Below are 17,560 nucleotides of genomic sequence, written 5' to 3'. Positions count from 1 at the left end.
CTTTGAGGATACCTGTTCTGTCTCCGCGCGGAAGGAAAGAAATAGTATATCTATATAGCCCCTGACCATAAGCCGTGCGGAAAAATGCATAAGCCTGGATCGCTGCGGTTAATGACGAGCTAAATCAGCACGATAGCGATCGACCCACATCGCGGTCGCCCCGCATACGGCCACCGGCATAATCACCAGATTCAGAATGGGTATCATGGTAAACAGGCTGACCATCGCGCCAAACTGCATATTGGCGACTTTATGCCGCCGCAGGGCAGTGCGCATATGCGGAAAGCTGACCTTATGGTTGTCAAAAGGATAGTCGCAGTACTGGACAGAAAGCATCCATGCGCTGAACAGAAACCACAATACCGGCGCCACTATCTGACCAAAGCCAGGGATAAAATAGAGCAGCAGCAGGCCCAGCGCACGCGGCAGGTAGTAACCCAGCTTCTGCAGTTCACGTTTCATAATGCGCGGCAGATCTTTAAGCAGGCCCATCCAGCCACTGTCAGGCAGCGGCCTGCCGGTGAGTTGTCCCTCCAGCTGTTCAGCCAGCAGGCCGCAAAAGGGAGCGGCAATCAGGTTGGCGAGCGTGGAAAAAAAATAGCCAAACACCAGCACGATTGAAATCACTGAGAGCGGCCAGATGAGATAGCTCAGCCACTGCAGCCAGTCGGGCACGTGTGAAAGCAGCTGAGGGATCCACTCTCCCAGCCGCCGGAACAGCCAGTAAAACGCGCCGCCGAGCAGCAGCACATTCACCAGCAGCGGCACAATGACATAGCGGCGGATCCCCCGCATATGCACCAGGTTCCAGCCGCGGGCAAAGTAGTGAAGACCATTAAATGATGAGACCGAATTCTCTGCGGGCATAACAAGCCTTTCTCCTGTAAGTAGCGGCATCAACATCATACCCTGGCTTTTCCCGGTGAGCTGGCCTGCTTTGTGCGAAAAAACAGCGAAAAAGCGTCGGCTGGCTATCTTATTTGTCAGAAAATAGTGCGCAGACTTGCACTTGTGTAGCAGGGCAAATACAGTTAGAGGATAAAGTTTGCCGTGGTGGCAAGGTATTGGAACAACAGAGAATACAATGATGCAGGATTTGCGTCTGATATTAATCGTTGTTGGCGCGATCGCCATAATAGCGCTGCTTCTTCACGGACTGTGGACCAGTCGTAAAGAGCGTTCGTCCGTATTTCGCGATCGCCCGCACAAACGTCTCAAACAGCGCGATGACGCGGATGACGATCTGCTGAGTGATGAAGAGGATGGCGTCGGTGAAGTGCGCGTCCATCGTCAGCATGACGACAGTGATGAACCTGTGTTCACCGCGCCGCCAGCCAAACCGGCCGCGCCGCGAGCGCCGGAGCCGGCACGCCAGCCTTTCACACAGCATGAAACCCCGCTGACGGGCGATCCGCTGCTGGACAGCAAGCCTGCGCCTGCGCACTCCGCGCCGCAGCAGCCTGTTTCTCCGCCGCCTGTGCAGCAGCCTGCTGCGCCGCAGCCGGTTGCGAAACCGCAGCCTGCGCCGGTACAGGCCGATCCGCTGCTGGATAACGAACCTCTTCCAGCGGTACAGCCCGCTCCGGAATTCAGCGCTGCACCTGAGCCTGAAGCCGTACCTGAGCGTGAAGCGACGCCGGCCCCGCAGGAACCGCAGCCTGCAGCGCCTGGCAGTAAAAAAGAGACGGTACTGGTTCTGCACGTTGCCGCTCATGCAGGCGGTGCGCTCAACGGTGAAGCGCTGCTGCAGGGCGTGTTACAGGCGGGTTTCCAGTTTGGCGAGATGAACATTTTTCACCGCCATCTGAGTCCGGCCGGCAGCGGCCCTGTTCTGTTCAGTCTTGCTAACATGGTGAAGCCGGGTTCCTTCAACCCTGACACCATGGGCGACTTCACGACACCTGGCGTCTCGATGTTTATGATGGTGCCATCCTACGGCGACGCGCATCAGAACTTTAAGCTGATGCTGCAGTCAGCCCAGCGTATTGCCGATGACGTCGGCGGCGTGGTGCTTGATGATGAGCGTCGCATGATGACGCCGCAGAAGCTTGAGACTTACAAAGCCCGCATTCGCGAGGTGGTTGGCGGCTAACCGCTACGGCAGTATTACATGTTTACGCCCGCCATTTGCAGCGTGAAACAGAGTCACTCTCAACCCCCGCCAGCCGGGGGTTTTTTATCGGATAAACACTATGAAATCAGTTCAGGAGCAGATCGCAGCGCTCAGTACCACGCTGCGTCATCATGAGTATCTCTACCACGTGATGGATGCGCCGGAAGTTCCGGATGCTGAATATGACAGGCTGATGAATCAGCTGCGCGAGCTGGAGCGTGCGCATCCCGATCTGATTACGCCCGATTCACCTACGCAGCGGGTCGGCGCGGCGCCGCTGACCGCTTTTGAGCAGGTGCGGCATGAAGTGCCGATGCTGTCGCTGGATAATACCTTTGATGAGGCAGGGTTCCGCGCCTTTAACAAACGCGTACAGGATCGGCTTAAGAGCAGCGATGAGCTGACCTACTGCTGTGAACTCAAACTTGATGGTCTGGCGGTCAGCCTGCTGTATGAAAACGGCTTACTGGTGCGGGCCGCTACCCGCGGCGACGGCACAACCGGCGAAAATATCACGGCTAACGTGCGCACCGTCCGGGCGATTCCGCTGCGGCTGCGGGGCGACAATATCCCGGCGCGGCTGGAAGTGCGTGGTGAAGTGTTTATGACTGAAAGCGGTTTTGAAAAGCTCAATGAAGAAGCGCGACGTACCGGTGGTAAAGTCTTTGCGAATCCGCGCAACGCAGCAGCCGGCTCGCTGCGTCAGCTCGATCCCCGTATCACTGCCAGACGCCCGCTGACTTTCTTCTGCTACGGTTTTGGTCTGCTGGAGGGCGGCGAAATGCCGGCCAGCCACTGGGCACGCCTGCAGCAGTTCAAAGCCTGGGGTTTACCGGTCAGTGAGCGCATCAAGCTGGTTCATACCGCTGATGAAGCGCTGGCGTTTTATCATCATATTGAGCAGGAACGACCGGCACTCGGTTTTGATATTGATGGCGTGGTAATTAAAGTCGATTCACAGACGCTGCAGGAGCGGCTCGGTTTTGTGGCGCGCGCGCCGCGCTGGGCGATCGCTTTTAAATTCCCGGCACAGGAGCAGCTCACCGTAGTGCGCGACGTTGAGTTTCAGGTTGGACGCACCGGTGCCATTACGCCGGTCGCGCGCCTGGAGCCGGTACAGGTTGCAGGCGTGATAGTGAGTAATGCCACCCTGCACAACGCTGATGAGATCGCCCGTCTCGGCCTGCGCATCGGCGACCGCGTAGCGATTCGCCGCGCTGGCGACGTGATCCCGCAGGTGGTCAGCGTGGTAGAGTCTGACCGGCCGGCTGACGCGCGTGAAATTGTGTTTCCGCAGCACTGCCCGGTATGCGGCTCTGACGTGGAGCGGGTAGAGGGTGAAGCGGTGACGCGCTGTACCGGAGGGCTGATCTGCGGTGCCCAGCGTAAAGAGGCACTGAAGCATTTTGTCTCGCGCCGCGCCATGGATGTGGATGGCATGGGTGATAAAATCATCGATCAGCTGGTTGAGAAAGAGTATGTGAAAACGCCTGCCGATCTGTTTCGCCTGACGGCAGGCAAACTGACCGGACTGGATCGCATGGGGCCAAAATCGGCGCAAAACGTGGTGGCCGCGCTGGAGAAAGCAAAGCTGACCACGCTGCCGCGGTTCCTGTATGCGCTGGGGATCCGCGAGGTGGGTGAAGCCACGGCGGCTAACCTCGCCCGTCACTTTGGCGAGCTGGAGCGGGTGATGAATGCCGATCTCGACGCGCTGATTGCGGTGCCGGATGTGGGTAAGGTTGTGGCCGCCCACGTACGCAATTTTATGGAAGAAGAGAGCAATCGTGAGGTGATCCGCGAGCTGACAGAAGAGATAGGTGTTCACTGGCCTGCGGTCGCGGTGATCAAAGCTGAAGAGATCGACAGTCCGTTTGCCGGTAAAACGGTAGTGCTTACCGGCTCTCTGTCGCAGATGAACCGCGATGATGCGAAAGCGCGTCTCGCGGCGCTGGGTGCTAAAGTCAGCGGCAGCGTATCAAAGAAAACCGATCTGCTGATCGCTGGCGAAGCGGCGGGCTCCAAGCTGGCGAAGGCGCAGGAGCTGGGTATTCCGGTCATCGACGAAGCGGAGATGATCCGCCTGCTGGACGTGTAAGATGGATAAACAGCAGCTGCTGGCCATTGCCAGCACGGTGATGCCATTTGGTAAATATCAGGGGCGGCTGCTGATCGATCTGCCGGAAGAGTATTTGCTTTGGTTTGCACGTAAAAACGCGTTCCCGGCAGGTACGCTGGGTGAGCTGATGCAGCTGACGCTGGCGATTAAAATTGAGGGGTTGCAGGGACTGGTCACACCGCTCAGGCGAGCCCCAAATAAATAAGCCCGCTTGCGCGGGCTTTTTATTACGATTTCTGCGCTTCTGGCTGCTGCGCCAGCTGCTTTTCATTCCCTGCTTTATAGCGCTGGGCAATGAACGAGCAGATCATCAGCTGTACCTGATGAAAGATCATCAGCGGCAGCACAATAATGCCCACCGCACTGGCCGGGAAAAGAATATTAGCCATCGGCACGCCGTTCGCCAGGCTCTTTTTCGAACCGCAGAACAGCACCACAATCTCATCAGCCCGGCTGAAACCAAACAGCCGTGAGGCACCGATATTGATTGCCAGCGCAATCAGCAGCAGCAGCAGGCTGCCTGCCAGAATCCACAGCAGGGTATCGACGCCCACGCGATGCCAGATGCCATTTACCACGGCCTCACTGAAGGCTGAATAGACAACCAGCAGAATCGAGGTTTGATCGGTTTTGCCAATCAGGCTGCGATGCTTTTCCACCCAGCCGCCAATCCAGCGGCGGGAGAGGTGACCAATAACAAACGGCACCAGCAGCTGCATCATAATCTTACCAATCTGCTCCAGACCGTTACCCGGTGCCGCACTGTGGACGTTCATCACCAGATTGACCAGTAAGGGAGAGATGAACACGCCCAGCAGGCTGGACGCTGACGCAGCGCAGACCGCCGCCGCAACATTCCCGCCTGCCATAGAGGTAAAGGCGATAGAGGATTGTACGGTGGCAGGCAGAATGCAGAGGTAGAGGAAGCCGGTATAGATTTCAGGCCCGACGTTAACCGGGTGCCACCAGACCAGCAGCAGCCCGAGCGCCGGAAAAATCACAAACGTGCTGCACATAATCCACAGATGCAGACGCCAGTGGCTGCTGCCGGCAATAATCTTCTCGCGCGACAGTTTGGCACCGTGCATAAAGAAGAGCAGGGCGATAGCGGCCGTAGTGAGGTATTCAAAAAAGTCGACAAAACCGCCGCGTGCCGGCAGAAAGCTGGCCAGCAGTACGGTAATGATGAGTTTGATCATCATTGGATCGAGTCGTAAAAAGCCCATTGTTAACGTCCGGTTAAAAGAAAAAGTCTGGCAGAGATTGTGCGCTAAGCGCGTTTAGAAATAAAATTGATTTATTGCATTAATCTATGAGAAGAATCGATGAATTATACGTTACGCCAGCTGCGTACTTTTGTTGCTGTTGCCCGACAGGGAAGCTTTAGCCAGGCGGGGCAGCTGATAGGGTTAAGCCAGTCGGCGGTAAGCCATAGCGTGAAAGAGCTGGAGGCGGAAATAGGCGTGCGCCTGCTGGACCGCACGACGCGTGAAGTATTACTCACCGGGGCAGGGCAGCAGCTGGCAACCCGGCTGACGCGCCTGCTGGAAGAGCTGAATACTACGCTGCTGGATGTGCGCAGTTACGGCGAGCAGCGCAGCGGCACCGTGCGGGTTGCAGCCAGCCAGACGCCGTCTGCGCATCTGATGCCGCAATGTCTGGCCAGCACGCAGCAGCACTATCCCGATATCCGCGTGATCCTGCACGACAGGGTGCAGCAGGCGGTGCTACAAAGCGTGCGCAATGCAGAAGTTGATTTTGGCATTGTGATTGGCCCACTGGGTGACGCAGAGTTTGATGCCGAAGAGATCCTGCAGGAGCCTTTTCTGCTGCTGTGTCACCAGAATGACGCGCTGGCGCAAACAGAGACAGTGACCTGGGCGATGCTGACAGATCGCAATATGGTATTGCAGGATTATGCATCAGGCAGCCGGATGCTGGTTGATGCGATATTGCAGCAGCTGGCTGTCAGTGTGAATGTGGTACAGGAGATTGGTCATCCGGCTACGCTCTACCCGATGGTGGAAGCGGGCATCGGCATCAGTATTTTACCGGCCCTGGCGCTGCCGCTGCCTTCGGGACGTAAGCTGGTGGTACGCCGGCTTTATCCGGAGATGAACCGCAGTCTGATGCTGATCAAACGTAAAAACCGTTCGCTTACGCCCGCTGCGGAGGCGGTCTGGCAGGAAGTGCGTCAGCAGGCTGAACTGCTGACGCAGACGCGCTCACTCTATCCGGCGTTTTAGATATAGACGTCGATCTGATTATCTGGCGTTGGCCGGTTAATGCCATCAGCCCGGGCGCTCACCGGCTGCTCAGTCTGCTGCTGCTGTTCTGCCTTTTCCGCTTCGCGCTGCTGAATCTGAGCAATCTGTGCAAAGAGCATCTGAATCTGATTCTCCAGCATCTGCTGCTGTTCTGATTTTTGCTCCTGCGTCAGCGTATGATCGTCTGCCAGAGATTTGAGCTGGCTGGTAATCGCGGCGATCTGTTTATTAATCCCGGCAATCTCGGAGGCTGCTCCGCCCCCGCTGCTGCCACCTGTTCCGATGCTGCTGATACCTGATATTGCTGTCATGATTTTCTCCTTGCCATAGACCCTGAAGGTTATCGGCAGCAGCAGCAAAAGCTTCAGGTGTGCCGCCCGGATGTTGAGGCCGCGCTGATTTCAGGGCCGCATAAATGCGGCCCCTGCGTATCATGAAACCGTAGGGGCGGCATTAATGCCGCCCTGGGTCGGGTATATCGCATAAAACAGGGCCGCATGAATGCGGCCCCTGCAGGTGCGATCAGCGTGGTTTGTTTGCAGGGGCGTCATTAATGGCGCCCGGATGCTAATGCCGCCCAAAAGAAACAAAAAAAGCGCCCATAGGGCGCTTTTTTCTGAATTTGGTGGGTCGTGCAGGATTCGAACCTGCGACCAATTGATTAAAAGTCAACTGCTCTACCAACTGAGCTAACGACCCGAAGTGGTGGGTGATGACGGGTTCGAACCGCCGACCCCCTCCTTGTAAGGGAGATGCTCTACCAACTGAGCTAATCACCCACTTCGGTACTTCTTTAACAGGCTGCCGGGCTAAGATATGGTGGGTGATGACGGGTTCGAACCGCCGACCCCCTCCTTGTAAGGGAGATGCTCTACCAACTGAGCTAATCACCCATATCTTATCTCTTACTACCTGTTCACTGCGGGCCACCTTAAGAGTGGTGGGTGATGACGGGTTCGAACCGCCGACCCCCTCCTTGTAAGGGAGATGCTCTACCAACTGAGCTAATCACCCCCGCTGTGTGGAGTCGCATTATAGGGATCCTTCGAAGTGAGTCAACGCTTTTTAAAATTAAAATGTTTGTTCGCTTTAAAAATAGTCACCCTGAAGGGGTTTTAGCCAATGTGCTGGTTTTATTAGCAGAAAAAGCCGTTTGCGCTGCGGCAGCGGCGGTGAGAGTGATTGAGGAATCGTCTCCACCTGCTAGAATGTGCGCACTGTTTTTTCGCGTTAACCCGTTTTTTTGTCATCCAGACAAGAAAACCTGCGCATCTAAGGCAATGCTGAATGAAAATTAAAACCCGCTTCGCCCCCAGCCCGACCGGCTATCTGCACGTTGGAGGCGCCCGCACCGCGCTTTACTCCTGGCTTTTTGCACGTCATTACGAAGGCGAGTTTGTCCTGCGTATTGAGGACACTGACCTGGAGCGCTCCACGCCGGAAGCGATCGAAGCCATTATGGATGGTATGAACTGGCTGAGCCTTGACTGGGATGAAGGTCCTTACTATCAGACCAAACGTTTTGACCGCTATAACGACGTCATTGATGAGATGCTGGAAGCGGGCACCGCCTACAGGTGCTACTGCTCCCGCGAGCGTCTTGATGCACTGCGTGAAGAGCAGATGGCTAACGGTGAAAAGCCACGCTATGACGGTCGCTGCCGCGACAGCCATGAACATCACGCTGCTGATGAGCCGTGCGTGGTCCGTTTCCGTAATCCGCAGGATGGCTCTGTCATCTTTGACGATCAGATCCGCGGCCCGATTGAATTCAGCAATCAGGAGCTGGACGACCTGATCATTCGTCGTACCGATGGTTCACCGACCTACAACTTCTGCGTAGTGGTGGATGACTGGGACATGGGGATCACGCACGTTATCCGTGGTGAAGATCACATCAATAACACACCGCGTCAGATCAACATCCTGAAAGCGATTGGCGCGCAGGTTCCTGTCTATGCGCACGTCTCCATGATCCTCGGTGATGATGGTAAAAAACTCTCCAAGCGTCACGGCGCGGTAGGCGTGATGCAGTATCGCGACGATGGCTATCTGCCGGAGGCGCTGCTTAATTATCTGGTTCGTCTGGGCTGGTCTCATGGCGATCAGGAGATCTTCAGCATTCCTGAGATGAAATCGCTGTTTACGCTGGATGCGGTCAGTAAATCAGCCAGCGCTTTCAACACTGAAAAACTGCAGTGGCTGAATCACCACTATATTACTACGCTGCCGCCAGAGTATGTGGCGACGCATCTGCAGTGGCACATTGAACAGCAGCAGATCGATACCCGCACCGGGCCTGAACTGGCAAAACTGGTGACGCTGCTGGGCGACCGCTGCAAAACGCTGGTGGAGATTGCCGCTTCCTGCCGCTACTTCTATGAAGAGTTTGACGCCTTTGATGCGGATGCCGCGAAGAAGCATCTGCGTCCGGTTGCGCGTCAGCCGCTGGAGCGGGTGCGTGACAAGCTGGCTGCACTGAGCGACAGCGACTGGAATGCAGAGCAGATTCACCATGCGATTCAGAGCGCGGCGGATGAACTTGAGCTGGGTATGGGGAAAGTGGGCATGCCGCTGCGTGTTGCCGTTACCGGAGCAGGGCAGTCGCCGGCGCTGGATGTGACCGTGGAAGCGATTGGCCGCAGCCGCAGCGTTGCGCGGATTGATAAAGCGCTGGCATTTATTGCTGAGCGCGAAGCTAACGCCTGATAGCTTATCGCTCTCGCACGCCGCGGGAGCGTTATCAGGTACAACAAAAAAGCCGGAAGCAATTGCCTCCGGCTTTTTTATGCATCCTGAATACCCAGTCTTTCCAGAACACCGCGGATCCCTTCACGCAGTAACAGGGCGGCGAGCTGGTCCTGTTCTGTCTGCGTCATTTGCTGGACAGAATTTATTAATAACGCAGGTAACGTATTCTGCTGAGCGGCGTAATTCGCTGCCGGTTCACTCGCGTGGCGGGTGGACTGAATAAAGCTTTTCACCCGCTCATCGATATGGATCAAACGCGCTTTGCCGCCCTGTACGCCGGGCTTAGGCGTGGTGGTCCAGTTTTCGCGTTTGATCCATTTGTTCACCGTCTGCCGACTGTAGCCCGTTTCAAGCGCGAGCTCTTCGGGGGTTAGCCATTCCTTTTTCACGATGCTGTCCCTGTTGAATACATTAGCTCTACATATTACAACAAAACGTTACTGGGAAAAGTAATCCGGACAGAAAATGCTTTTTACGACCAATAAAAGACATTAATAGGTTACGAGGCTTCGCGAGCAACTGCCTGTTCAGGGCGGAACGCCAGGAAATAGGTCAGACCGACGAAAATGGCCCCCCCTACGGCGTTGCCGAGGAACACGGCAATTACGTTAGGCGCAAACTCGGCCCAGCTCATCTGACCCGCAAAGATAGCCGCCGGCACAATAAACATGTTCGCCACGACGTGCTGGAAACCAATGGCCACGAACGCCATCACCGGGAACCACATCCCCATGATTTTGCCCACCATATCTTTACTGGCAAACGCCAGCCATACCGCCAGGCAGACCAGCCAGTTACAGCCTACGCCAGAGATAAAGGCATGCAGGAAATCGGCGCTGACTTTAGCGTGCGCAATCGCAACGGTTTTTTTCAGGTAGTCACCTTCCGTCATGCCCAGCATATGCCCAAAGAACCAGGCGACGGCGACGCTACCAATAAAGTTCGCAACCGTAACCCAGAACCAGTTACGCAGGACGCTCAGAGCGCTGATACGGCGGGCAAACCACGCCACCGGCAGCGTCATCATATTGCCCGTCAGCAGCTCACCGCCAGCCAGCACGGTCAGAATCAGACCGACCGGGAATACGGCAGCGCCCAGGAAGCTGGAGAATGAGCCCCATTCAGCAGGCAGCTGGTTAATGACGTGCAGATCAAGCAGGAAGCCGGTAGCGATAAAGGCACCGGCCATAAAGCCAAGGATTAATAAGGTTGAAACGGGCAGGCGGCTTTTAGCCACGCCAGCCTGAATCGCCAGCTGGGCGATCTCTTTAGGAGTATGTAGTGACATAATTCTCTTTTTCTTTTATTAAAAAAAGGGATGATTTTACCGGTTATTAAGGAGCTAACCCTGGCAGGTCAACCGGTTAATTAGCGTGCGAAGTTTTACACGGACCATTAACGAAAACAAGTCTGGCGCTAACATCTTTAACCTGAATTTAACCCGCCAGCGCGCTGCTTTTTGGCCACCATAAGCAGCAGGAGGAGCATAAGTGGTGAAAAAAAGGTCACTACAACACGGGTTTGCCGTCTTTTTCAGCGATTGCACACAGAACGAGAATTTGCCGTTGACACACTCAGAGTGGTTTCATATTATGCCGTCCGTCGGGTCTGCCCGGCAGTTTTTTCGGTACGGGGCTATAGCTCAGCTGGGAGAGCGCTTGCATGGCATGCAAGAGGTCAGCGGTTCGATCCCGCTTAGCTCCACCAAACCGCTCCCAACGGTTTGAACCGAAAGAATGATTCCAGATGTGGGGGTATAGCTCAGCTGGGAGAGCGCTTGCATGGCATGCAAGAGGTCAGCGGTTCGATCCCGCTTATCTCCACCAAATCTTCGTTGTTGTTCTGAATATCTTCCCGTTACTGCGATAAATCTCTTCCTGAATGACCTTTTTCTGTCAGTTCTGCTCCCTGCAACGCACGCTTTATAGCGGCAGCTATTCCGTTGATGAAAATCAGTGATGTGCAGAAAGCGCAGAAAGCGCAGAAAAAAGCGGGAAGCGTGGTGCTGAAGGCGTAACGGCTGAGCAGGAGAGCAGGGCGAGCCGAAGCCCGCCCTGATAATCAGAAAGCGAGTACCAGACCGGCAATGGCAGCTGAGAGCACGCTGACCAGCGTTGAACCGTAGAGCAGTTTCAGGCCAAAGCGTGATACCACGTTGCCCTGTTCTTCATGCAGTCCTTTAATCGCGCCAGCCACAATCCCGATGGATGAAAAGTTAGCGAACGATACCAGGAACACCGAAAGAATGCCCTCTGCGTTAGGTGACAGCTGGCCTGCAACTTTCTGCAGATCCATCATCGCCACAAATTCGTTAGAGACCAGTTTGGTGGCCATGATACTGCCTACCTGCAGCGCTTCATGAGCCGGAACACCCATCACCCAGGCAAACGGATAGAATACATAGCCCAGCACGCCCTGGAAGCTGATACCAAAAATCAGGTCAAACAGCGCATTCAGACCGGAGATCAGGGCAATAAAGCCAATCAGCATAGCCGCAACGATAATCGCCACTTTAAATCCGGCAAGAATATATTCACCCAGCATCTCAAAGAAGCTCTGACCTTTATGCAGATCCTGCAGCTGCAGATCTTCTTCGTTCTCTACGCGGTAAGGGTTGATCAGCGACAGAACGATAAAGGTACTGAACATATTTAGCACCAGTGCGGCAACCACATACTTTGGCTGCAGCATGGTCATGTAGGCGCCAACAATGGACATCGATACGGTCGACATAGCGGTGGCCGCCATGGTGTACATACGACGCTGCGACATTTTGCCGAGAATATCTTTATACGCGATGAAGTTTTCTGACTGTCCCAGAATCAGAGAACTGACGGCGTTAAAAGACTCCAGCTTGCCCATGCCGTTCACTTTTGACAGCACGGTTCCGATACCGCGGATGATCCACGGCAGAATGCGGAAATGCTGCAAAATACCGATCAGCGCAGAAATAAAGACGATAGGGCATAAAACATTAAGGAAGAAGAAGGCGAGTCCCTTTTCGTTCATGCCGCCAAACACAAAATTGGTGCCTTCACCTGCATATTTCAGCAGGTAATCAAACATGCTGGCAAAGCCCTTAACAAAGCCCAGTCCCGCCTCAGAGGTCAGGAAAAACCACGCCAGCAGGAGTTCAATCACTAAAAGCTGTGCGATATAGCGAAAGCGAATACTTTTACGGTCGTGACTGACCAGCAGGGCCAGCACGCCGACGACCACCAGTGCTAAAAGGAAATGCAAAATATGGGACATATCGGCTCCAAATTTGAGGAGGGTTGTATTTTGCTGCGTATTCTATGTAACACGTTACTTAAAAACGAGATCAAACCCGCATTATAAGTATTCAGTATCGCAATTTTTTGCGGATAACTCTGCCTGCTCACATCACCGTAACAAACCGCTCACACAATTTATCCACACAGAGATTGTTTATAATTTGTTCCGGGCGTAGAGTAAATCCGTTCTATGCTTTGTCAGAGGCCGATCTTTGCGTTGATGTATAGCATTGGCTATACTTTATAGCACTATCTATTACTGCGATAAATATAACCAGATTTCACTTGCCTGTAAGGCCCCTTAAACTCAGCGGGTCTACACGCGTCAGGACAGGATCACACTATGTCAGAAAGCCGCACCGCAGAGCGCGCCGCCCGCGGAGCCAGAAAACTCAAGCTCGCCCTGCTGGGGCCTGCGTTTATCGCCGCTATCGGTTATATCGATCCGGGTAACTTTGCCACCAACATTCAGGCAGGAGCCGCCTATGGCTATAAGCTGCTGTGGGTAGTGGTCTGGGCAAACATCATGGCGATGCTGATCCAGCTGATGTCAGCCAAACTGGGGATCGCAACCGGTAAAAACCTGGCGGAGCACATACGCGACCGTTTCCCGCGTCCCGCCGTCTGGTTTTACTGGGTGCAGGCCGAAATCATCGCGATGGCGACCGACCTGGCAGAGTTTATCGGTGCCGCGCTGGGCTTTAAGCTGCTGCTTGGCATCTCACTGCTGCAGGGCGCCGTACTGACCGGCATTGCGACCTTTTTGATCCTGATGCTGCAAAGCCGCGGACAGAAACCGCTGGAGCGGGTGATTGGTGGCCTGCTGCTGTTTGTTGCCGCGGCCTATATCGTTGAGCTCTTTTTCTCCCAGCCCAGCGTCAGCCAGCTCGTTACCGGGATGGCCCTGCCTTCGCTGCCGGGCTCTGATGCGGTATTTCTGGCAGCCGGTGTACTGGGTGCCACCATTATGCCGCACGTTATCTATCTGCATTCAGCGCTGACTCAGCACGGTAATAAAGGCACTAAAGCAGAACGTTACTCCTCTACCAAGCTGGATGTGGCGATCGCCATGACCATTGCCGGTTTCGTTAACCTGGCGATGATGGCTACGGCAGCGGCGGCGTTTCACTTCAGCGGACACACCTCCATTGTTGATCTCGATCAGGCGTACCTGACGCTGGAACCGCTGCTCGGGCAGGCCGCGGCAATTGTCTTTGGGCTGAGCCTGGTGGCGGCCGGACTCTCTTCCACTGTGGTCGGCACCCTGGCAGGGCAGGTGGTGATGCAGGGCTTTATCCGGTTTCATATTCCGCTGTGGGTCCGGCGGGTAATTACCATGCTGCCCTCGTTTATTGTTATCTGGGCTGGCTGGGACCCGACGCGCATTCTGGTGATGAGTCAGGTGCTGCTGAGCTTTGGCATCGCGCTGGCGCTGATCCCGCTGCTGGCATTTACCGGTAATCGTGAACTGATGGGAGATGAACTGGTGAACTCCCGCCTGATGCAGAACACCGGCCGGCTGATTGTGATGCTGGTGGTGGCACTGAACATCTATTTACTGGTGGGGGAGGCGCTCGGCTGGTAGCGTAAAAGCCGGCGCCAAAGCGCCGGGAGAGGGATCAGTGATGGTGGTCATGATGATCATGATGATGATGCGGCGGGCCACCGTGTCGCCAGTGCGCGCGACGTTCCCGTTCATGATGACGATCCTGTTCACGCCAGCGCTCCCGCTCGTGCCGGCGTCGTTCATGTTCGCGGTCGCGCTCCCACGCTTTATGACGTTTCCACTCTTCATGGCGCCACCAGCGATGTTCATTATACTGGTAGCGGTCGTTCCACCAGCGCGGTTCGCGCCAGTTCCCGCCATCCCAGTAATAGCCGCGACGGTCGCGTTCACCCAGCTGTAAACTGACGCCGGGAGCAAGATTGATGGTAGCGCTGGTAGCATGGGCTGTGTGTGGCACCAGCGGCGATAATGTTGCCAGCAAAACGGCAACGAAAAGTGCAGATTTCATGTTATCTCCTTGCGACAGCTTATCACTGCTGCCGTCAGGCCAGTGTGCCACATCGGACCAGCTTAGCCTTGAGATTTAGTCTGAAAAAACACGACGGCAGCAGATTATGTGGGCTGTTAATAGTCTCTGCTGCCGTAAAAGAGAGCGGTTACATCAGGATCTGATCAATGGACTGCAGCTCTTCGGAGGTAAGCGCCGGCTGGCTCAGCATCGCTACTGCATCGTCAATCTGCGCGGTTTTGCTGGCACCAATCAGCACAGAAGTGATGCGTGGATCGCGTAATACCCAGCTAAGCGCCATCTGCGCCAGCTTCTGCCCGCGCTGCTGCGCCAGCGCCTGCAACTGCCGGACTCTTTCCATTTTATCTGCGGTAAGCTGGTCCTCATTCAGAAATTTACTGCCGCTGGCGGCGCGTGAATCCTGCGGAACACCCTGTAAATAGCGATCGGTCAGTATGCCGCCCGCCAGCGGCGAAAAGGCGATGCAGCCGGTTCCCTGTTCGCCCAGCACATCCAGCAGACCCTGTTCAGGACCGCGTTCAAACAGAGAATAACGTGGCTGATGAATCAGACACGGCGTGCCCAGTTCACGCAGCAGCGCTATGGCGCGTGCGGCCTGCTCAGCCGGATAATTAGAAAGCGCAACGTAGAGCGCTTTCCCCTGACGCACGCAATGATCGAGCGCGCGCATCGTCTCTTCCAGCGGCGTATGCGGATCGGGACGATGATGATAAAAGATATCCACATACTCCAGACCCATGCGTTTCAGGCTCTGATCGAGACTGGCAATCAGGTATTTACGCGACCCCCAGTCACCATAGGGGCCATCCCACATGGTGTATCCCGCTTTAGTCGAAATCACCAGCTCATCGCGCAGACCGGAAAAATCCTCCCGTAAAATACGGCCAAAGTTACTCTCTGCTGAGCCGGGCGGCGGACCATAGTTATTGGCCAAATCGAAATGGGTAATACCGCAGTTAAAGGCGTGACGCAGCAGTTCGCGACTGGTATCAACGCGCGTCGCATCACCAAAGTTGTGCCAGAGTCCCAGTGAAATAGCGGGCAGTTTCAGGCCGCTCTGGCCACTGCGACGATAGTGCATCTGCTGATAACGATCGGGATGAGGAAAAACAGGCATGGCTTGAGGTTATCCTGTAATAAAAAAGCGTATTCTGGCCGCTCAGTGTATGCGTTTACACTGCGCTAAAAAGCGTGAAAGATCCCATTCTGCAGAGAGATATCATGCCGTAACGAATGCTTGCCATTGCGCCCGGCGCAATCGCGATGAAAAAGTCGCTTCATTTCAGACCCATCACTGATACTCCAGAACATTCCCCCTGGAAGGAGCATCAGATGAAGACGTTCACCGTAAGCGACTATCTGTTACAGCGGCTGGAACAGGCTGGCATCCGTCACCTGTTTGGGGTGCCGGGCGATTATAATCTGCAGTTTCTCGACAGCGTGATCGCGCATCCGGCGATCGCCTGGGTCGGCTGTGCCAACGAGCTTAACGCCGCCTATGCCGCTGACGGCTATGGCCGCTGTCAGGGCGCGGCAGCGCTGCTGACCACCTTTGGCGTGGGTGAGCTGAGCGCGATTAACGGCATCGCCGGCAGCTATGCCGAGTATGTGCCGGTGATCCAGATTGTCGGTGCGCCGGCGCTGACGGTGCAGCAGCAGGGGGAGTGCGTGCACCATTCGCTGGGCGACGGTGATTTTCACCATTTTCTGCGCATGGCGCAGGAGGTCAACGCCGCGACAGCGGTGCTTACCGCAGAGAACGCCGCGGCGGAGATCGATCGCGTGGTAAGCACTGCACTGCATGAGCATCGGCCGGGCTACCTGCTGCTGGCGGTGGATGTGGCCGCGGCAGCGATAACCCCGCCGTCAGCCCGCGCTGAGCCGCACAGCGAAAACGCAGATGCCGCTGCAGCCTTTGCGGCGGCGGCTGAGCGTCTGCTGGCACCGGCACAGCGCGTGGCGCTGCTGGCTGATTTTCTCGCCGCACGCTGGGGGGCTGCCGCACAGCTGGCCGGACTGCGTGAGCTGCGCGCGATCCCGTCAGCGACGCTGCTGATGGGCAAAGGCGTGCTCAATGAACAGCAGCCTGGTTTTGTCGGCACTTACGCGGCGGCGGGCAGCAGCATCGCTATCCGCAGGGCGATTGAGGAGACGGATGTGACGCTGTGCGCGGGCGTGCGCTTTACCGACACGCTGACCGCTGGCTTCACCCAGCAGCTCTCCGCTGAACGCGTTATCGATATCCAGCCGTTTCACAGCTGTGTGGCGGGCGAGCGCTTTGCGCTGCCAATGAAGGCGGCGCTGGCGGCGCTGCAGCCGGTTTATCAGCGTCACTGCCCGCGCTGGCCGACCGGAGAGAGCATGCAGTGCGAGGAAAATCATCAGATTGCTGCAGGGATAATCACTCAGCAGGCATTCTGGCAGGCAATGCAGCACTTCCTGCTGCCGGGTGATATTATCCTTGCCGATCAGGGTACGGCGGCATTTGGCGCAGCGGCCCTGCAGCTGCCGGAGGGGGCGCAGCTGCTGGTACAGCCGCTGTGGGGATCGATTGGCTATACGCTGCCGGCGGCGTTTGGTGCGCAGACGGCGCGGCCCGACAGCCGGGTGATCCTGATCATTGGCGATGGCTCAGCACAGCTGACTATTCAGGAGCTGGGCTCCATGCAGCGTGACGGCCAGCGCCCGGTGATTTTCCTGCTCAATAACGACGGCTATACCGTAGAGCGCGCCATTCACGGTCCGGAACAGCGTTATAATGACATTGCGCGCTGGAACTGGACCGCACTGCCGCAGGCGATGAGCCTGGAAGGGGCGGCGCAGAGCTGGCGGGTCAGCGAAACCGCGCAGCTGGAGGCGGCGATGGCGGTGGTCAGCAAAACCGCGCGTTTGTCGCTGATTGAAGTGGTAATGGAAAAACAGGATCTGCCGCCGCTGCTGCGCAAAGTTACCGCCGCCCTGCATCAGCGTAATAGTGGTGCAGTTTAAGAAAGTTGCCT

The 17,560-nt window shown here is 55.9% G+C and carries 15 protein-coding genes and 6 tRNA genes; 9 read left to right on the top strand and 12 right to left on the bottom strand.

Features of this window, described 5'->3' with window-relative positions; translation table 11 throughout:
• Positions 1 to 108: 108 nt before the first annotated feature.
• Positions 109 to 867 (bottom strand): sulfate transporter CysZ, encoded by a 759-nt coding sequence (gene cysZ, locus B4056_RS10695; RefSeq protein ID WP_039379442.1) that lies wholly within the window; start codon positions 865 to 867, stop codon positions 109 to 111.
• 217 nt (positions 868 to 1,084) lie between these two features.
• Between cysZ and zipA the strand changes: the two genes are divergently transcribed.
• From zipA to B4056_RS10680, 3 genes are all read left to right on the top strand, one after another.
• Complete coding sequence (gene zipA / locus B4056_RS10690; protein ID WP_108569469.1) at positions 1,085 to 2,092, top strand: cell division protein ZipA; 1,008 nt, start codon at positions 1,085 to 1,087, stop codon at positions 2,090 to 2,092.
• Between the two features lie 100 nt (positions 2,093 to 2,192).
• Positions 2,193 to 4,211, top strand: coding sequence for an NAD-dependent DNA ligase LigA (ligA, locus tag B4056_RS10685; RefSeq protein WP_150034155.1), 2,019 nt, complete (start codon positions 2,193 to 2,195; stop codon positions 4,209 to 4,211).
• 1 nt (position 4,212) lies between these two features.
• Positions 4,213 to 4,437: a DUF3820 family protein gene (locus B4056_RS10680; RefSeq protein ID WP_094111926.1), complete on the top strand. Its 225-nt coding sequence runs from the start codon at positions 4,213 to 4,215 to the stop codon at positions 4,435 to 4,437.
• 22 nt (positions 4,438 to 4,459) lie between these two features.
• Here the strand turns inward: B4056_RS10680 and B4056_RS10675 are convergent, their stop codons facing one another.
• Positions 4,460 to 5,458, bottom strand: a complete 999-nt coding sequence (locus B4056_RS10675; protein ID WP_094111925.1) for a bile acid:sodium symporter family protein — start codon at positions 5,456 to 5,458, stop codon at positions 4,460 to 4,462.
• Positions 5,459 to 5,557: 99 nt separating this feature from the next.
• On the opposite strand from B4056_RS10675, the gene B4056_RS10670 reads away from it, so the two are divergent.
• A complete protein-coding gene (locus B4056_RS10670; RefSeq protein ID WP_094111924.1) occupies positions 5,558 to 6,478 on the top strand; it encodes a LysR family transcriptional regulator in 921 nt (306 codons plus the stop codon).
• Here the strand turns inward: B4056_RS10670 and B4056_RS10665 are convergent.
• The 5 genes from B4056_RS10665 to B4056_RS10645 all read right to left on the bottom strand — a co-directional run bounded on the left by B4056_RS10665 (position 6,475) and on the right by B4056_RS10645 (position 7,513).
• Positions 6,475 to 6,810 (bottom strand): FlxA-like family protein, encoded by a 336-nt coding sequence (locus B4056_RS10665; protein ID WP_113655455.1) that lies wholly within the window; start codon positions 6,808 to 6,810, stop codon positions 6,475 to 6,477. The genes B4056_RS10670 and B4056_RS10665 overlap by 4 nt on opposite strands.
• 312 nt (positions 6,811 to 7,122) lie before the next feature.
• A tRNA-Lys gene (locus B4056_RS10660) sits at positions 7,123 to 7,198 on the bottom strand.
• Positions 7,199 to 7,202: 4 nt separating this feature from the next.
• Positions 7,203 to 7,278, bottom strand: a tRNA-Val gene (locus B4056_RS10655).
• 38 nt (positions 7,279 to 7,316) lie between these two features.
• Positions 7,317 to 7,392 (bottom strand) — tRNA-Val (locus B4056_RS10650).
• 45 nt (positions 7,393 to 7,437) lie between these two features.
• Positions 7,438 to 7,513, bottom strand: a tRNA-Val gene (locus tag B4056_RS10645).
• 273 nt (positions 7,514 to 7,786) lie between these two features.
• Between B4056_RS10645 and gltX the strand changes: the two genes are divergently transcribed.
• Positions 7,787 to 9,208 (top strand): glutamate--tRNA ligase, encoded by a 1,422-nt coding sequence (gene gltX / locus B4056_RS10640; protein ID WP_071668079.1) that lies wholly within the window; start codon positions 7,787 to 7,789, stop codon positions 9,206 to 9,208.
• A gap of 77 nt (positions 9,209 to 9,285) precedes the next feature.
• Here gltX and B4056_RS10635 read toward each other — a convergent pair whose 3' ends face one another.
• Positions 9,286 to 9,639 carry a YfeC-like transcriptional regulator gene (locus B4056_RS10635; RefSeq protein WP_039379424.1) on the bottom strand — a complete coding sequence of 118 codons (354 nt, stop codon included), beginning with the start codon at positions 9,637 to 9,639 and terminating at the stop codon, positions 9,286 to 9,288.
• A gap of 110 nt (positions 9,640 to 9,749) precedes the next feature.
• Positions 9,750 to 10,538 (bottom strand): formate/nitrite transporter family protein, encoded by a 789-nt coding sequence (locus B4056_RS10630; RefSeq protein ID WP_094111922.1) that lies wholly within the window; start codon positions 10,536 to 10,538, stop codon positions 9,750 to 9,752.
• Positions 10,539 to 10,881: 343 nt separating this feature from the next.
• Here B4056_RS10630 and B4056_RS10625 point away from each other — a divergent pair.
• Together B4056_RS10625 and B4056_RS10620 are read left to right on the top strand one after the other, a co-directional pair.
• Positions 10,882 to 10,957, top strand: a tRNA-Ala gene (locus B4056_RS10625).
• Between the two features lie 43 nt (positions 10,958 to 11,000).
• Positions 11,001 to 11,076: transfer RNA gene (locus B4056_RS10620), tRNA-Ala, on the top strand.
• 235 nt (positions 11,077 to 11,311) lie between these two features.
• Here B4056_RS10620 and B4056_RS10615 read toward each other — a convergent pair.
• A complete protein-coding gene (locus tag B4056_RS10615) occupies positions 11,312 to 12,502 on the bottom strand; it encodes a NupC/NupG family nucleoside CNT transporter (RefSeq protein WP_039379419.1) in 1,191 nt (396 codons plus the stop codon).
• A 366-nt stretch (positions 12,503 to 12,868) separates the two neighbouring features.
• Here B4056_RS10615 and B4056_RS10610 point away from each other — a divergent pair, with 366 nt between their 5' ends.
• Complete coding sequence (locus B4056_RS10610) at positions 12,869 to 14,110, top strand: Nramp family divalent metal transporter (RefSeq protein WP_094111921.1); 1,242 nt, start codon at positions 12,869 to 12,871, stop codon at positions 14,108 to 14,110.
• A 34-nt stretch (positions 14,111 to 14,144) separates the two neighbouring features.
• Here B4056_RS10610 and B4056_RS10605 read toward each other — a convergent pair whose 3' ends face one another.
• Positions 14,145 to 14,540, bottom strand: a complete 396-nt coding sequence (locus B4056_RS10605; protein WP_150034161.1) for a DUF2502 domain-containing protein — start codon at positions 14,538 to 14,540, stop codon at positions 14,145 to 14,147.
• 148 nt (positions 14,541 to 14,688) lie between these two features.
• A complete protein-coding gene (gene mgrA / locus B4056_RS10600; RefSeq protein WP_094111919.1) occupies positions 14,689 to 15,678 on the bottom strand; it encodes an L-glyceraldehyde 3-phosphate reductase in 990 nt (329 codons plus the stop codon).
• A 215-nt stretch (positions 15,679 to 15,893) separates the two neighbouring features.
• Between mgrA and B4056_RS10595 the strand changes: the two genes are divergently transcribed.
• Positions 15,894 to 17,549: an alpha-keto acid decarboxylase family protein gene (locus tag B4056_RS10595; RefSeq protein WP_094111918.1), complete on the top strand. Its 1,656-nt coding sequence runs from the start codon at positions 15,894 to 15,896 to the stop codon at positions 17,547 to 17,549.
• The last annotated feature ends 11 nt before the right edge of the window (positions 17,550 to 17,560 follow it).

The organism is Pantoea sp. UBA7232 (assembly GCF_002473195.1).
GTDB lineage: Bacteria > Pseudomonadota > Gammaproteobacteria > Enterobacterales > Enterobacteriaceae > Pantoea > Pantoea eucrina.
This window is presented reverse-complemented; position numbering and strand designations above follow the sequence as displayed.